Genomic DNA, 14,052 nt, shown 5'->3' with positions numbered 1-14,052 from the left:
GCCCACGGTTGCAGACGCGGCGGCGCCGGCGTGATCAGGCGCGCTCCGCCGCCGACGGGCGCAGCAGGCCCTGGCGCTCGATGAAGTCGATGATCTCGGCCAGCCCCTGGCCGGTCTTCAGGTTGCTGAAGACGAAGGGGCGCTCGCCGCGCATCTTCTTCGCGTCGCGGTCCATGACCTCGAGGCTCGCGCCGACCATGGGCGCGAGGTCGATCTTGTTGATCACCAGCAGGTCGCTGCGCGTGATACCCGGGCCACCCTTGCGCGGGATCTTGTCGCCGGCGGAGACGTCGATGACGTACAGCGTCAGATCCGAGAGCTCGGGTGAAAAGGTCGCCGCGAGGTTGTCGCCGCCGGATTCGACGAACACGATCTCGACGCCGGGGAAGCGGCGGATCAGGCGGTCGACCGCCTCGAGGTTGATCGACGCGTCCTCGCGGATCGCCGTGTGCGGGCAGCCGCCGGTCTCGACGCCGATGATGCGCTCGGGCGCGAGCGCCTCGTTGCGCACGAGGAACTGCGCGTCTTCGGCGGTGTAGATGTCGTTGGTGACGACGGCGATGTCGTAGCGCTCGCGCAGGGCAAGGCACAAGGCGAGCGTCAGCGCCGTCTTGCCCGAGCCGACCGGGCCGCCGATGCCCACGCGCAGGGGCTGGGAGGTGTGGGGGGTCATGATCTGAAGAGCCTCGTATATTGGGTTTCGTGCCGACTGCTCGCGAGCGCGAGGCCGGGAGTGAAGTTGCTCCATTGATCTGCGCGAAGCCGCGCGGCCTGCGCGGCAAGTTCCGGGATGCACGCCCCGAGCGTCGCGAGCAGGCGCTGGCCGGCGGACTGGCCCAACGGCACGGCCTTCACCGCGGCCATGACCTGGTTCTCCAACCACGCCCACAGGTAGGCGGGCAGCGCCATGTCGACCGGGATTGCCCACGCGGAGGCCGCCGCCGCCCAGGCTGCGGGAAAAGACGGCGTATCGAGCGCGCGCAGCCGCACCCGCCAGCCGGGCCGCGCGGCGAAGGCGTCGAGGTCCGTGAGCAGGCGCACCAGCGAATAGCCCATCTGGACCGTCTCGGCGCGCAGCTCCCCGGTCTCGCGGCTGGCGAGGAAATCGGCGTTGAGCGCTGCGACCTGCGCATCGTCGCCGTCCGCCCAGACGCGCATCAGTTGCGCGAGCAGCGGCGCCTCGAAGCGCGCGAGATTCCATTCGAGCAGATCGCCGATCCAGCGCCCGGCCGACGCCTCGTCACGCACCGCACCCGACTCGACCGCCCACTCCAGCCCCTGCGAGTAGGTGTAGGCGCCGACCGGCAAGGCCGGACTGGCGAGCTGCAGCAGGCGGATCAGCGGCAGCATCGCGGCCTCCCGAAGGCCGCGTGGCGGAGAACGCCTTCGGCTCCTCCCGCCCTGCGTTCCGTGCCAACGACACGCGCAGCTGAAGCACGGACCCCGTAGGGCGGGAGGAGCGCAGCGTATCCCGCCAATCCAGTCGCCGAAGGCCGCTCGAACATCATCAGCGACCGCCCATCATGTGGATGCGCGCCCCGCTGCCGTCCCCCGGATGCTGGTGCCCATGCGCGTAGGCCCCCGCCTCGGGTTCGAATGGCGCACGCAGCGCGGTGACCGTCGCGCCGAGCCCAACCAGCATGCCTTCGAGCACGTGATCGGCCTGGATGCGCAGCCAGTCTCCCGCCGCGTCGGCACCGACCTCGACCGCGACGTGGCGATTGCCGAGGTGGTAGGCCGCACGCGCGAGCGCCGACGGATTCGCGCATCGCGCTTCCAGCAGGTCTTCGGGCGCCGCGACGACCTCGACGATGCGACCGTCCCGCCCAGTGAGCTTCTGCCCGCCGCGCAGGATCGTGCCGCGCGGCAGGAACAGCCCGACCTCCTCGCCCGACACCAGCCTCGCGCGCAGACGGCTCTTGGTGCGGTAGGAAAAATCGAGCTCCAGCCGCTCGCTCGCGGCCTCGGGGCCATCGTACAGCGCCTCGAGCAGCAGCATCGGACGCACCGCGCCGGCGGTGGCGGGAGTCACGGAATCGCTTTCAGCCATCGCTGGAATCTCTCAGAACAGGAAATACCGCTGCGCCATCGGCAACACGTCGGCAGGCTCGCAGGTCAGCAGCTCGCCATCAGCGCGCACGACGTAGGTCTCCGGGTCGACGTCGATCGCCGGCGTCGCGTCGTTGTGGATCATGTCCGCCTTCGTCACCTTGCGGCAGCCGCGCACCGCTACGAGCCGCTTCGCCAACCCCAGCGCCGCGACCGCCGGATTCGCCAGCGCCGCCTGCGACACGAAGGTCACGGAGGTCTTCAGCCCGCCGCCGAAGGCGCCGAACATCGGCCGGTAATGCACCGGCTGGGGCGTCGGGATCGACGCGTTGGGGTCACCCATCGCGGCCGCCGCGATCATGCCGCCCTTGAGGATCAGCGAAGGCTTCACGCCGAAGAAAGCCGGCTTCCACAGCACGAGGTCCGCGAGCTTGCCGACCTCGATCGAACCGACGACGTGCGAGATGCCGTGCGTGATCGCCGGGTTGATCGTGTATTTGGCGATGTAGCGCTTCACGCGGAAGTTGTCCGCTTTTCCGTCACCTCGCACCGAATCCTCAGGCAGCGGTCCGCGCTGCACCTTCATCTTGTGCGCGGTCTGCCACGTGCGGATCACGACCTCGCCCACGCGGCCCATCGCCTGCGAGTCCGACGACATCATCGAGAACGCGCCGCTGTCGTGCAGGATGTCCTCGGCGGCGATCGTCTCGCGGCGGATGCGGCTCTCGGCGAAGGCGACGTCCTCGGCGATCGCGGGGTCGAGGTGGTGGCACACCATCAGCATGTCGAGATGCTCGTCGATGGTGTTCACCGTGTACGGCCGCGTCGGATTGGTCGACGACGGCAGCACGTTCGCCTGCCCCACCGCGCGGATGATGTCGGGCGCGTGCCCGCCGCCCGCCCCTTCGGTGTGGAAGGTGTGGATCGTGCGCCCCTTGAAGGCCGCGAGCGTCGTCTCGACGAAGCCCGACTCGTTGAGGGTGTCGGTATGGATCGCGACCTGGATGTCCAGCTCGTCGGCGACCGTCAGGCAGTTGTCGATCGCCGCCGGCGTCGTGCCCCAGTCCTCGTGCAGCTTGAGCCCGATGGCACCGGCTGCGACCTGCTCGCGCAAGGGCTCCGGCAGGCTCGCGTTGCCCTTGCCGAAGAAGCCCAGGTTCATCGGGAAGGCATCGGCCGCCTGCAGCATGCGGTGGATGTGCCACGGCCCGGGCGTGCAGGTCGTCGCGAAGGTGCCGGTCGCGGGGCCGGTGCCGCCGCCCAGCATGGTCGTCACACCGCTCATCAGCGCCTCATCGATCTGCTGCGGGCAAATCCAGTGGATGTGGCTGTCGATGCCGCCGGCGGTGAGGATCATGCCCTCGCCGGCGATGATCTCGGTGCCGGCGCCGATCGCGATCGTCACACCCGACTGGATGTCCGGGTTGCCCGCCTTGCCGATGCCGGCAATACGCCCGTCCTTGAGCGCGACGTCGGCCTTGACGATGCCCCAATGGTCGACGATCAGCGCATTGGTGATCACCGTGTCCACGACCTCGGCGGCGACCTTCTGGCCCTGCCCCATGCCGTCGCGGATCACCTTGCCGCCACCGAACTTCACCTCCTCGCCATAAATCGTGAAGTCGCGCTCGACCTCAATCCACAGTTCCGTGTCGGCAAGCCGCACGCGGTCACCGACGGTCGGGCCGAACATCTCCGCGTAGGCGCGGCGCGAGATTTTTACGCTCATCACAGCGCCCCCATCACGTCGCCATTGAAGCCATACACCTTGCGCTCGCCCGCCAGCGCGACGAGTTCGACGGTGCGCGACTGCCCCGGCTCGAAGCGCACCGCCGTGCCGGCGGCGATGTTGAGCCGGAAGCCGCGCGCCGCTGCACGGTCGAAGTCGAGTGCCGCATTGGTCTCGGCGAAGTGGTAGTGCGAACCGACCTGGATCGGCCGGTCGCCCGTGTTGGTCACCGCCAGCGTCAGCGTCGCGCGTCCGGCGTTGAGTTCGATCTCGCCGTCGGCGACGAGGGTTTCACCGGGAATCATCTATCTTTCTCCAAATGTCCGATTCGCCTCACGCCGGCAACGGCACGGCGTAGCGGTCGGCCTGTCGGGTGTTTGCGGAGCAGGCGAGGACTGTCTGAGCGCAGGCGCGGAAGCGCGCCGCTGCGCGAGTTCCGCAGCCAGCGGAGCAAATACCCGGCAGGACGAGCGCGGGCAGTCATCACCGAAGGTTGCACGGCCCTTTCCCTCACACGATCGGGTTATGCACGGTCACCAGCTTCGTGCCATCCGGAAAAGTCGCCTCGACCTGGATCTCCGGAATCATCTCCGGCACCCCTTCCATCACCTCATCGCGCGCGAGGATCGTCGTGCCCTCGCTCATCAGCTCGGCCACCGTGCGCCCGTCGCGCGCACCTTCGAGGATCGCGCACGAGATCAGCGCGACCGCTTCGGGGTAATTCAGCTTCAGGCCGCGCGCACGCCGCCGCTCGGCGAGCAGGCCGGCGGTGAACAGCAACAGCTTGTCCTTCTCGCGTGGGGTCAGTTCCATTTGTTCTTGTCCTCGTTCAGGTATTCCCTCAGGTGTTCCAGATGCGCGGCACGCACATCGGCAAGCCCGCAACCACCGGCCGAACCGCGCCCCACAGCCGCGTGAACCACTGCCGCCCCGGTTCGCACGCCGGACCGAGATAACGCGCCACCAACAACCCCGGCAACAAGGTCACCGCGCCCTCGCCCGCGCTCGGCCCGATGTCACGGCAGACATCGCGCAAAGCCGCGTCGCAGGCCGGCGCCGCCACCAGAAAAGTGCCCACGACAGGCTGGCCCGCCAGCCCCACCGGCGAATCCAGCAGCGCGCTGCCACCACCGATCCGCCCGCGCTCCAGCCACACAGGGCGCCCGTCGCGGCAGATGCGCGTATGCAGCGCCAGTTCGCCGCGGGTGAAACGCTCACCCGCGCCGGTACGGCCGAAACACAGCATCTCGGCACCGATGAAGCGCGCATCGCCGTGCAACGCCACTTCCGTGCCGAGCGTACCCAAAGCGCCATCGAAGACGATGCTCTCCTGCGGCAACCACTCGCACACGGCACCGTCGGCCACCGCGATGCGCTGCGTCATCCCTGCGGACGGCCCGGCGCTGCGATACCACTTGCCGGCACCCGGCGTCGTCAGCAAGGCGTGCGCCCCCGCATCCACCTTGATGTCGATCGCCAGCGAGTCGCCCCCGGCGATGCCGGCCGGCGGATGCAGCACGATGCCGTGGCACACGCCCTCGCCTTCCGGGTACAGCGCCTTCTGCACGCGCAACGGCCCAACATGGTGCCGACGCACGAGAACAGTGCGGGCACCCCGGCGTGCGAACTCGAGCCCGAGCTCGGCGCACCATCCGGATGCGCCCGGCGGCGGCGAAAACGTGGGCTCAAGGCCGGCAAGGGCTTCGACGACGGCATTCATGCACGTCATGTAGCAATCCTCAGGCCAGGCGCAAGCGATCGGAGATCCCCGCCACGTGCCGGTCGTCCGCCCCGCATGCCGGCACCGTTTAGGTTCAGCTCAACTCGTCGGCAAACGCGTGATTGACGTCGCGGTGATGGAGTTCATCCGCACGCACCGCGACGATGACCTCGCGCAGGCGCGCGTCCTCGGCGAGATGCCAGTAATCGATCGCGATCTTCGGCGCCGGGATGTTGGCGTAGGTGCCGTTGTCCACACCGGCCAGATACTCGGTGTAGCTGTACACCGCCTCCTCCTCGAAGTACCCGACGACGCGATGCGCGGTGCGGGGCGAGATCAGGTACAGCAGGAAGTACAAGTTGAAGAAAACGCCCTGCGCGATCACGATAAGCGCACGTTCGAGCCGCGTCGGCTGTGCGACGTGAATGAAGGTCATCAGGTGAATGCGTTCGTTGTCCGCTTCGTCGAGGAGCGTGCGGATCCAGCCGCGGTCGCCTTCGATCCGGCGCAGCGCGCGCAGGTGCTGCAGCGCGCCGCCCACCATGCCGGGCACGGCCGCAACCGTTTCCAGCACCACCGCACGATGGCCGTAGCGACGGGCGAAGACCGTGTCGGCGAAGAAGCGCATCGCCTTGGTGAAGGCGAGCGCAAAGCGGTCCGAGAAATCGCGCGGAACGTGGTGCCGCTCCAGCGGGGGAGTATCTGACATAAGCTGCCAAGGGTCGTGAACTAACGCAATGCTCGTCCTTGCTTCGTGCAATCTGACTGATATTGCGGCGCGCATCCGTTCGTTACCGAACACACGGGAAATTTTTCGGATGACCCGAATCGTCGTCTTTCGGGCTTCGCTAAAGCATCTGCTGAACGGTTGTCGATCGCCGCGCGAATCCGCGCATCCGATCCGGGTCCGCCCGCTGCGCAATGGTGCATGGCGCGGGTGCGGGTGTAGTCTGACGCCACCTTCCGACAACTTGTGCGCGCCTCCGCAGCCATGCTGACCGACCACGCCACAGAAGTCCTCAAGCATCCGGGTGCATTCGCGCTCCGGACGCTGAAGGCGTTCCGCGCCAACCAGGGCCTGCTGCTGGCCGGCGCGATCGCCTATTACGCGCTGCTATCGACCGTGCCGCTGCTCATCCTCACCGTGATCGGGCTGTCACACGTCATCAGCGAGAACGAGTTGCTGCAGACCCTCGGGCGATACCTCGAATGGCTGCTGCCGGGCCAGTCCCATGCGATCGTGGCGGAATTGGCGAATTTCCTGGCGCACCGCGAAGTCATCGGCTGGGTGTTGCTGGCCACCATGCTGTTCTTCAGCTCATTGGCGTTCACCGTGCTGGAGAACGCGATGTCGGTGATCTTCCACCACCGGGTGGCGATCAGGCGGCGCCACTTCCTCGTCTCGGCCGTGATGCCCTATGTCTACATCCTGTTCCTCGCGTTCGGCCTGCTGTTGGCGACGCTGGTGGCGGGAAGCTTGCAGGCCATGGGCCAGGAACAGGTGGAGTTCCTCGGGCACAGCTGGTCGCTCGGCGGCGTGTCCGGCGTGCTGCTCTATCTGCTCGGTTTCGCGGGCGAAATCTTCATGCTGACTTCCGTCTACCTCGTGATGCCGGTGGGTCGGCTGTCGCTGCAACACGCCCTGCTCGGTGCGGTCACCGCGGCGCTGCTGTGGGAGCTTTCGCGCCATGTGCTGGTGTGGTATTTCGCCACGCTGTCGCAGATCAGCACCGTCTACGGTTCCCTGACGACGGCGATCGCAGTTCTGTTGAGCCTGGAGGTTGCGGCGACCCTGTTGCTGCTGGGGGCGCAGGTCATTGCGGAGTACGAGCGCAGCGGCACTGGCGCCCCTGACGCACGCCCGCAACCGTTCACGACCGGACGGGGCTGACGGGCTCGACGGTCCGGCGCCGGATCGAACTGCCGGGGGCGATCGGGTCCGGAAGGGACTGAATCCCGGTCCTATACCGACAGCGCCTCGCGCACGCCGTCCGCGTCCATGTTGGCACCCTCCCCGCGCATCACGATCTCGCCGCGTTCCATCACGAGGTATTGGTCGGCGAGCGAACGGGCGAAGTCGTAATACTGTTCGACGAGCAGAATCGCCATCTCGCCGGTTTCGGCGAGGCTGCGGATGGCACGTTCGATGTCCTTGATGATCGAGGGCTGGATGCCTTCGGTGGGCTCGTCGAGGATCAGCAGTCGCGGCCCGAAGGCGAGCGCACGGCCGATCGCGAGCTGCTGTTGCTGCCCGCCGGAGAGGTCGCCGCCACGCCGCCCGAGCATCTGGCGCAGCACCGGGAACATGTCGAAGATGCGCGCAGGCAATTCGGTGCCGCGCGGACGCGTGGCGAGGCCCATGAGGAGGTTTTCCTCGACGGAGAGGCGCGGAAAGATCTCGCGCCCCTGCGGCACGAAGCCGATACCGGCGTGCACGCGAGCGTGCGAGGGCGCGCGGGTGATGTCCGCGCCGCCAAACGTAACCTTGCCGCTGGCAGCGGGCACCAGTCCCATCAGCGTCTTCAGGAGCGTGGTCTTGCCCACACCGTTTCGTCCAAGCAGCGTCGTGACCTTGCCGAGCGGCACGTCGAAAGAGAGGCCGCGCAGGATGTGGCTGCCCCCATAGTATTGGTTCAGATTGTCGACTTTGAGCATCTGACACGCCTTTCAGTAGTTTTCGATAAACCCCGGCGTGAGCCGGACATAGGGGGTGTTCCCGGAGCGGCGAGGACTGTCTGAGCGGAGGCGCGGAAGCGCGCCGTAACGCGAGTTCCGCAGCCGCGGAGGGAATTCCCCTGTGGCCGGCGCTTAGCAGCACGAACGTCTCGTTTCTTGTTCTCGGTAAACCCTGAACAGCGCCAGGACCTTCACTTCACGGGAGTAATCGCCGGCTGCGCCGGGTATTTGCTCCAGGGCTGCGGAACTCGCGCAGCAGCGCGCTTCCGCGCTTGCGCTCAGACAGTCCTCGCCCTTCCGCAAACACCCGCCACATCCGGCTTGCGGTGTTCGTTATCGACGGCCGCCAAACGCGCTCTTAACGACCCAGATACACCTCGATCACCCGCGCGTCCTCCTGCACCTCCGCGAGATCCCCCTCCGCCAGCACCGAACCCTCGCACAACACCGTCACCTTGCCGCCCAGCGCCTCCACGAAAGCCATGTCGTGCTCCACGACCACCAGCGAATGCTTGCCGGCGAGGCTCACGAACAACTCCGCGGTGCGCTCCGTCTCGTCGTCGGTCATGCCCGCGACCGGCTCGTCCAGCAACAACAGCTTCGGCTCCTGCATCAGCAGCATGCCGATCTCCAGCCACTGCTTCTGGCCGTGCGACAACAGCCCCGCCGGGCGATCGGCCTCGCCGTCGAGGCGGATCTGCGTCAGCACCTCCGCGATGCGGTCGCGGTCGTCGTCGAGGAGCTGCGCGAACAGCGTCCGGCGCACGCGCTTGTCGGCCTTCATCGCCAGTTCCAGGTTCTCGAACGCCGTGTGCTGCTCGAAGATCGTCGGTTTCTGGAACTTGCGGCCGATGCCCGCGTGCGCGATCTGCGGCTCGGTCAGGCGCGTCAGGTCGATCGTCTGGCCGAAGAACGCCCTGCCCGAATCGGGCCGCGTCTTGCCGGTGATGACGTCCATCATCGTCGTCTTGCCGGCGCCGTTCGGACCGATGATGCAGCGCAGCTCGCCGACATCGATTGCCAGGCTCAGCCGGTTCAGTGCGCGGAAGCCGTCGAAGCTCACCGTGATGTCCTCGAGATAGAGGATCACGTTGTGCGACAGGTCCAGCGCCCCCGGCTCAACGACGTGACCGGTCGAGGCGTTGCCGCTCCAGTTCTCGCGCTGGTCCTCGCTCTCCATCGCGGCGCGCTCCACGTCGGTGACGGTGCTCATGCCTCGGCTCCTTTCGCCGCCGGGAGACGGTTCGATTCGATCGGCACTGCAGCGGGCTGCATCTCCCTGCGCGCTTCCGCCTGCGGTTTCGACTGTTGCGGAGCCGGCACGGTCGGGGTGGCGGGGGCCGTCCGCGCACGCAGCCTGCGCCACAGGCCGACCACGCCGTCGGGCAGGTACAGCGTCACTGCGATGAACAGGAAACCGAGGAAGAACGGCCAGTACTCCGGGAAGGACATCGTGAACCAGCTCTTCGCGAGGTTCACGATCCCCGCGCCGAGCACCGCACCGACGAGCGTGCCGCGCCCGCCGACGGCGACCCACACGGCGATCTCGATCGAGTTCGCCGGACTCATCTCGGACGGGTTGATGATGCCCACCTGCGGCACGTAGAGCGCCCCCGCCAGCCCGCACAGCACCGCCGACAGCGTCCACATGAAGAGCTTGTAATGCAGCGGGTTGTAGCCGATGAACATGACGCGGCTCTCGGCGTCGCGGATCGCCGCGAGCACACGGCCGAAGCGCGAGGTCACGAGGTAGCGGCCGAGCACGAGGCAGGCCATCAGGAGCGCCGCCGACAGCGCGAACAACGTCGCGCGCATCTCCGGCGACGTGATGCTGTAGCCGAGGATGCGCTTGAAGTCGGTGAACCCGTTGTTGCCGCCGAAGCCGGTCTCGTTGCGGAAGAACAGCAGCATCGCGGCGTAGGTGAGCGCCTGCGTGATGATCGAGAAATACACCCCCTTGATACGCGAGCGGAACGCGAACCAGCCGAACACGAAAGCGACCAGCCCCGGCACCGCGACGACCAGCAACAGCGTCCCCAGGAAAGAGTCCGAGCCCGCCCAGTACCAGGGCAGTTCCTTCCAGTCGAGGAACACCATGAAGTCCGGCAGATCGCTCTGGTAGCTGCCGTCGCGACCGATCTGGCGCATCAGGTACATGCCGAAGGCGTAGCCGCCAAGCGCGAAAAACAGGCCGTGGCCGAGGCTGAGGATGCCCGCGTAGCCCCAGATCAGGTCCATCGCGACAGCGACGACCATGTAACACAGGATCTTGCCCAACAGGCTGACGGTGTAGGCCGACAGATGCAGCGGATGAGCCTCCGGCAGCACCGCGTGCGCGACCGGCACGGCGATCCAGGTAAGCGCGGCGAAGACCGCCAGCGCGATCCAGCCGGCGCGCGGAGTGCTGTGCAGGATTCGTAGCGTCAATGGGGTGCGCATGTGCGCCTCTCCTGTTGTTTTCGTTTCATCGCGCGTGCGCGGTTCGTGCCTGCGTTTTCGTCGGTCGGGGGTATTTGCTCCGGACTGCGGAACTCGCGCAGCGGCGCGCTTCCGCGCCTGCGCTCAGACAGTCCTCGCCCTCCGCAAACACCCCCGACCGACTTGTGTTCTCTGTTCGCAAATGCCGCAATTCGTAGGGCGGAACTAGCGCAGCGCATCCCGCCAAGCAGACCATCGAGCCGGCTGGCTCGATCCGCTTTGCTCCTCCCGCCCTACATGTCCGCAAACCGTCCCTTCAACGCAAAAATCCCCTGCGGCCGCTTCTGGATGAACACGATGACGAACACCAGCACGAGGATCTTCGCGATCACCGCGCCGGCCCAGCCTTCGAGAAATTTGCCGACGATCCCGAGCCCCAGCGCCGCCCACACCGCGCCGGCGAGCTGGCCGACGCCGCCCAGCACGACCACCATGAAGGCATCGACGATGTAGCCGGTGCCCATCGCCGGCCCGACGTTGGCGATCTGCGACAGCGCGAGCCCGCCCAGGCCCGCCACACCCGAGCCGATCGCGAACGCCAGCGTATCGACGCGCGCCGTCGGCACGCCGACGCAACCCGCCATCGCGCGGTTCTGCGTCACCGCGCGCACGAACATGCCCAGCCGCGTCCTCTGCATCATCAGCCAGATGAGCAACAGCACGAACACCGCGAAACCGACGATCACGATGCGGTTCCACGGCAGCACGACGCCCGCCGCGAGCGCGATGCCGCCCGACATCCACACCGGGTTCGCGAGTTCGACGTTCTGCGGGCCGAAGACCACGCGCGCCGCCTGGATCAGCACCAGCGACAGACCCCAGGTCGCGAGCAGGCTCTCCAGCGGACGGCCGTAGAGGTGACGCAGCACCAGGCGCTCCATCGCGACGCCGACCAGCGCGGCGGCGAGGAAGGCAGCGGGAATCGCCGCCGCGACGTACCAGTCCACATAGGCCGGCAGGTAGCTGCGGAACAGCCCCTGCACGAGGAAGGTCGCGTACGCGCCGACCATCAGCAGCTCGCCATGCGCCATGTTGATCACGCCCATCACGCCGTAGGTGATCGCCAGCCCCAGCGCCGCGAGCAGCAAAATCGAGCCCAGCGACAGGCCCGAAAACAAGGTGCCGACGGCCTCGGCGGTCGCAATGCGGCGGTCGATCGTGTGGATCGCCATGTCGGCCGCGGCGCGCACTTCGCTGCTCGGCTCGACCCACTCGCCGTCCTTCTTCTCGAGCAGCGCCGCGAGCAGGTTCTTCACCGCCGGGTCCGAGGATTCGCCGAGCGCCTCGGCCGCCTTCAGGCGCTTGGCCGCGTCGGCGGACGCGAGATTCACGCGCGCCGCCGCACGGGCGAGCACGCTGCGGATCTCGTCGTCCGATTCCTTCGCCAGCGCGCGCTCGAACATTGGCAGCAAGGATTCGGTCGTATTGTCGGCGAGCGTCCGTGCGGCGCTCAGGCGTACGTCACGATCGGACGCAGCGAGAGCAAGGGCCGCGCGCGCCGTGCCGAGCGCGCGGCGCACCCGGTTATTCACGGTGAAGGTTTCGGCCGCCGCCGGTGCAAGATCCAGCTTTTCGCCGGTCGCCGCGGAGACCACCGAATCGCCGGCGACGATGACGAGCACGCCCGCCGCAAGGCCCAGCCGGCCCCCTTCGAGCGCGTCGAGCACACGGCGCGCGTCGTCCCCGCCGGCTACGCCGAGCGCCTCGATGGTGTCGAGCCGGCTCTGGAAGTCGCCCGCAAGACCCGCGACCTTCGCCTCATCGAGCGCGGCACGCGCCGGTGCCGCCAGCATTCCCAGCAGGGCAAGACCGCACAGCAGCCGTGTGAATCCGGATCGCAGCATCGGAAGATCTTCCGCCTCGCGCCCCGCCGCGCAGGGCCGGGCGCAGAATGTCGCATGGAAAGAATGGGCCGGCCGTAGCCGGCCCCAAAGTGACGCGAGGAGAGATGGCTCGCAGTGCTGCAGGCGGCGGATCGACGATCCGCCCCGGGCCATGCCAGCCGCTGGCCCGGTGGTCTCCTCGTTCTCCCCCTCCCCGGTTAAATCCCCATCAGATCTTCTGCTTGCCCTCGTTGCCCGCAATGAACGGGCTCCACGGCTGGGCGCGGATCGGTTCCTTGGTCTTCCACACCACGTCGAACTGGCCGTCGGCGCGCACTTCGCCGATGTACACCGGCTTGTGCAGGTGGTGGTTGGTCTTGTCCATCGTCAGCGTGAAGCCCGACGGCGACTTGAAGGTCTGCCCGCCGATCGCCGCGATGACCTTGTCGGTGTCCGTCGACTTGGCCTTCTCGACCGCCTGCTTCCACATGTAGATGCCGACATAGGTCGCCTCCATCGGGTCGTTGGTGACCACGGTGTCCGCGTTGGGCACGCCGTTCTTCTTCGCCCAGTCCTTGTACTTCTTCGCGAACGCATCGTTCTCGGGGTTCTTCAGCGTCATGAAGTAGTTCCACGCCGCGAGGTGGCCGACCAGCGGCTTGGTATCGACGCCGCGCAGCTCCTCCTCGCCGACCGAGAACGCCACCACCGGCACGTCGGTCGCCTTCAGCCCGGCATTGCCGAGTTCCTTGTAGAAGGGCACGTTCGAGTCGCCGTTGATCGTCGAGATCACCGCGGTCTTCTTGCCCTCGGCGGCGAACTTCTTGATCTTCGCGATGATCGTCTGGTAGTCGGAATGGCCGAAGGGGGTGTAGTCCTCCATGATGTCGGCCTCGGCCACGCCCTTGCTCTTGAGGAAGGCGCGCAGGATCTTGTTCGTCGTGCGCGGATAGACGTAGTCGGTGCCGAGCAGCACGAAGCGCTTGGCGCCGCCGCCTTCGGCGCTCATCAAGTATTCCACGGCGGGGATCGCCTGCTGGTTGGGCGCAGCGCCGGTGTAGAAGACGTTCTTCTCGAGCTCCTCGCCTTCGTACTGCACCGGGTAGAACAGCAGGCTGTTCAGTTCCTTGAACACCGGGTTCACCGACTTGCGGCTCACCGAGGTCCAGCAGCCGAACACCGCGGCGACCTTGTCCTGGCTAATCAGCTGACGCGCCTTCTCGGCGAACAGCGGCCAGTTCGAGGCCGGATCGACGACCACCGGCTCGAGCTTCTTGCCCATCACGCCGCCCTTGGCGTTGATCTCCTCGATCGTCATCAGCGCCACGTTCTTTAGCGCCGTCTCGGAGATCGCCATCGTGCCCGACAGCGAATGCAGGATGCCGACCTTGATCGTGTCGGCCGCATGGGCCCCGACGGGCAGACCGATCGCGGCGATGGAAGCGGAAAGAGCCAGTGCCTGGACGAAAGTGCGACGATTCATCGACAGATCCCCCTGATGGAAAGTGGTACAACGCGCGCTGCGTTGTTACCGTTCCCACCGCAAGGGATATGCCAAGTTATGAAAATCGCTAACT

The 14,052-nt window shown here is 67.1% G+C and carries 14 protein-coding genes; 1 reads left to right on the top strand and 13 read right to left on the bottom strand.

Translation table 11 applies throughout. The features are described 5' to 3' along the window. Positions 1-34: 34 nt before the first annotated feature. The 8 genes from ureG to BW991_RS12605 all read right to left on the bottom strand — a co-directional run bounded on the left by ureG (position 35) and on the right by BW991_RS12605 (position 6,207). Positions 35-673, bottom strand: coding sequence for an urease accessory protein UreG (gene ureG / locus BW991_RS12640; protein ID WP_076602471.1), 639 nt, complete (start codon positions 671-673; stop codon positions 35-37). After that, positions 670-1,350, bottom strand: a complete 681-nt coding sequence (locus tag BW991_RS12635; protein WP_076602470.1) for an urease accessory protein UreF — start codon at positions 1,348-1,350, stop codon at positions 670-672. Before BW991_RS12635 ends, ureG begins: the two co-directional genes overlap by 4 nt. 157 nt (positions 1,351-1,507) lie before the next feature. Then, positions 1,508-2,050, bottom strand: a complete 543-nt coding sequence (gene ureE, locus BW991_RS12630; protein ID WP_244551681.1) for an urease accessory protein UreE — start codon at positions 2,048-2,050, stop codon at positions 1,508-1,510. Between the two features lie 12 nt (positions 2,051-2,062). Next, on the bottom strand, positions 2,063-3,778 hold the full coding sequence (ureC, locus tag BW991_RS12625; RefSeq protein ID WP_076602468.1) for an urease subunit alpha: 1,716 nt from the start codon (positions 3,776-3,778) through the stop codon (positions 2,063-2,065). Continuing rightward, positions 3,778-4,083: an urease subunit beta gene (locus BW991_RS12620; RefSeq protein WP_076602467.1), complete on the bottom strand. Its 306-nt coding sequence runs from the start codon at positions 4,081-4,083 to the stop codon at positions 3,778-3,780. The genes ureC and BW991_RS12620 overlap by 1 nt, the downstream gene beginning before the upstream one ends. A 205-nt stretch (positions 4,084-4,288) precedes the next feature. Continuing rightward, positions 4,289-4,591 (bottom strand): urease subunit gamma, encoded by a 303-nt coding sequence (gene ureA / locus BW991_RS12615; RefSeq protein WP_076602466.1) that lies wholly within the window; start codon positions 4,589-4,591, stop codon positions 4,289-4,291. 28 nt (positions 4,592-4,619) lie between these two features. After that, on the bottom strand, positions 4,620-5,498 hold the full coding sequence (locus BW991_RS12610; protein WP_076602511.1) for an urease accessory protein UreD: 879 nt from the start codon (positions 5,496-5,498) through the stop codon (positions 4,620-4,622). A gap of 94 nt (positions 5,499-5,592) precedes the next feature. Further along, positions 5,593-6,207, bottom strand: a complete 615-nt coding sequence (locus tag BW991_RS12605; protein ID WP_076602465.1) for an alternative oxidase — start codon at positions 6,205-6,207, stop codon at positions 5,593-5,595. A 264-nt stretch (positions 6,208-6,471) separates the two neighbouring features. Here BW991_RS12605 and BW991_RS12600 point away from each other — a divergent pair, with 264 nt between their 5' ends. Next, positions 6,472-7,389 (top strand): YihY/virulence factor BrkB family protein, encoded by a 918-nt coding sequence (locus BW991_RS12600; RefSeq protein WP_244551680.1) that lies wholly within the window; start codon positions 6,472-6,474, stop codon positions 7,387-7,389. Positions 7,390-7,460: 71 nt separating this feature from the next. Here the strand turns inward: BW991_RS12600 and urtE are convergent, their stop codons facing one another. The 5 genes from urtE to urtA form a co-directional block, all read right to left on the bottom strand. After that, on the bottom strand, positions 7,461-8,153 hold the full coding sequence (gene urtE, locus BW991_RS12595) for an urea ABC transporter ATP-binding subunit UrtE (protein ID WP_076602463.1): 693 nt from the start codon (positions 8,151-8,153) through the stop codon (positions 7,461-7,463). 379 nt (positions 8,154-8,532) lie between these two features. Beyond that, the gene (gene urtD, locus BW991_RS12590; RefSeq protein ID WP_076602462.1) at positions 8,533-9,387 is read right to left on the bottom strand and encodes an urea ABC transporter ATP-binding protein UrtD; all 855 of its coding nucleotides are present in this window, start codon (positions 9,385-9,387) and stop codon (positions 8,533-8,535) included. Beyond that, positions 9,384-10,613 carry an urea ABC transporter permease subunit UrtC gene (urtC, locus tag BW991_RS12585; protein ID WP_076602461.1) on the bottom strand — a complete coding sequence of 410 codons (1,230 nt, stop codon included), beginning with the start codon at positions 10,611-10,613 and terminating at the stop codon, positions 9,384-9,386. The genes urtD and urtC overlap by 4 nt, the downstream gene beginning before the upstream one ends. Before the next feature lie 272 nt (positions 10,614-10,885). Continuing rightward, positions 10,886-12,496: an urea ABC transporter permease subunit UrtB gene (urtB, locus tag BW991_RS12580; RefSeq protein WP_076602460.1), complete on the bottom strand. Its 1,611-nt coding sequence runs from the start codon at positions 12,494-12,496 to the stop codon at positions 10,886-10,888. A 208-nt stretch (positions 12,497-12,704) separates the two neighbouring features. Continuing rightward, positions 12,705-13,958 (bottom strand): urea ABC transporter substrate-binding protein, encoded by a 1,254-nt coding sequence (gene urtA, locus BW991_RS12575; protein WP_076602459.1) that lies wholly within the window; start codon positions 13,956-13,958, stop codon positions 12,705-12,707. Positions 13,959-14,052 lie beyond the last annotated feature (94 nt).

Source organism: Aromatoleum tolulyticum, from assembly GCF_900156155.1.
In the GTDB taxonomy this organism is placed as follows: Bacteria; Pseudomonadota; Gammaproteobacteria; order Burkholderiales; family Rhodocyclaceae; genus Aromatoleum; species Aromatoleum tolulyticum.
Note: the sequence above shows the minus strand (reverse complement) of the source record. Positions and strands in the feature narration are given on the sequence as shown.

Coding starts and splice junctions, on each gene's coding strand:
- ureA (WP_076602466.1), bottom strand. CDS start 4,591: ATGGAACTGACCCCACGCGAGAAGGACAAGCTGTTGCTGTTCACCGCC.
- urtE (WP_076602463.1), bottom strand. CDS start 8,153: ATGCTCAAAGTCGACAATCTGAACCAATACTATGGGGGCAGCCACATC.
- BW991_RS12610 (WP_076602511.1), bottom strand. CDS start 5,498: ATGAATGCCGTCGTCGAAGCCCTTGCCGGCCTTGAGCCCACGTTTTCG.
- urtB (WP_076602460.1), bottom strand. CDS start 12,496: ATGCTGCGATCCGGATTCACACGGCTGCTGTGCGGTCTTGCCCTGCTG.
- BW991_RS12605 (WP_076602465.1), bottom strand. CDS start 6,207: ATGTCAGATACTCCCCCGCTGGAGCGGCACCACGTTCCGCGCGATTTC.
- urtA (WP_076602459.1), bottom strand. CDS start 13,958: ATGAATCGTCGCACTTTCGTCCAGGCACTGGCTCTTTCCGCTTCCATC.
- urtD (WP_076602462.1), bottom strand. CDS start 9,387: ATGAGCACCGTCACCGACGTGGAGCGCGCCGCGATGGAGAGCGAGGAC.
- ureC (WP_076602468.1), bottom strand. CDS start 3,778: ATGAGCGTAAAAATCTCGCGCCGCGCCTACGCGGAGATGTTCGGCCCG.
- urtC (WP_076602461.1), bottom strand. CDS start 10,613: ATGCGCACCCCATTGACGCTACGAATCCTGCACAGCACTCCGCGCGCC.
- ureG (WP_076602471.1), bottom strand. CDS start 673: ATGACCCCCCACACCTCCCAGCCCCTGCGCGTGGGCATCGGCGGCCCG.
- ureE (WP_244551681.1), bottom strand. CDS start 2,050: ATGGCTGAAAGCGATTCCGTGACTCCCGCCACCGCCGGCGCGGTGCGT.
- BW991_RS12635 (WP_076602470.1), bottom strand. CDS start 1,350: ATGCTGCCGCTGATCCGCCTGCTGCAGCTCGCCAGTCCGGCCTTGCCG.
- BW991_RS12620 (WP_076602467.1), bottom strand. CDS start 4,083: ATGATTCCCGGTGAAACCCTCGTCGCCGACGGCGAGATCGAACTCAAC.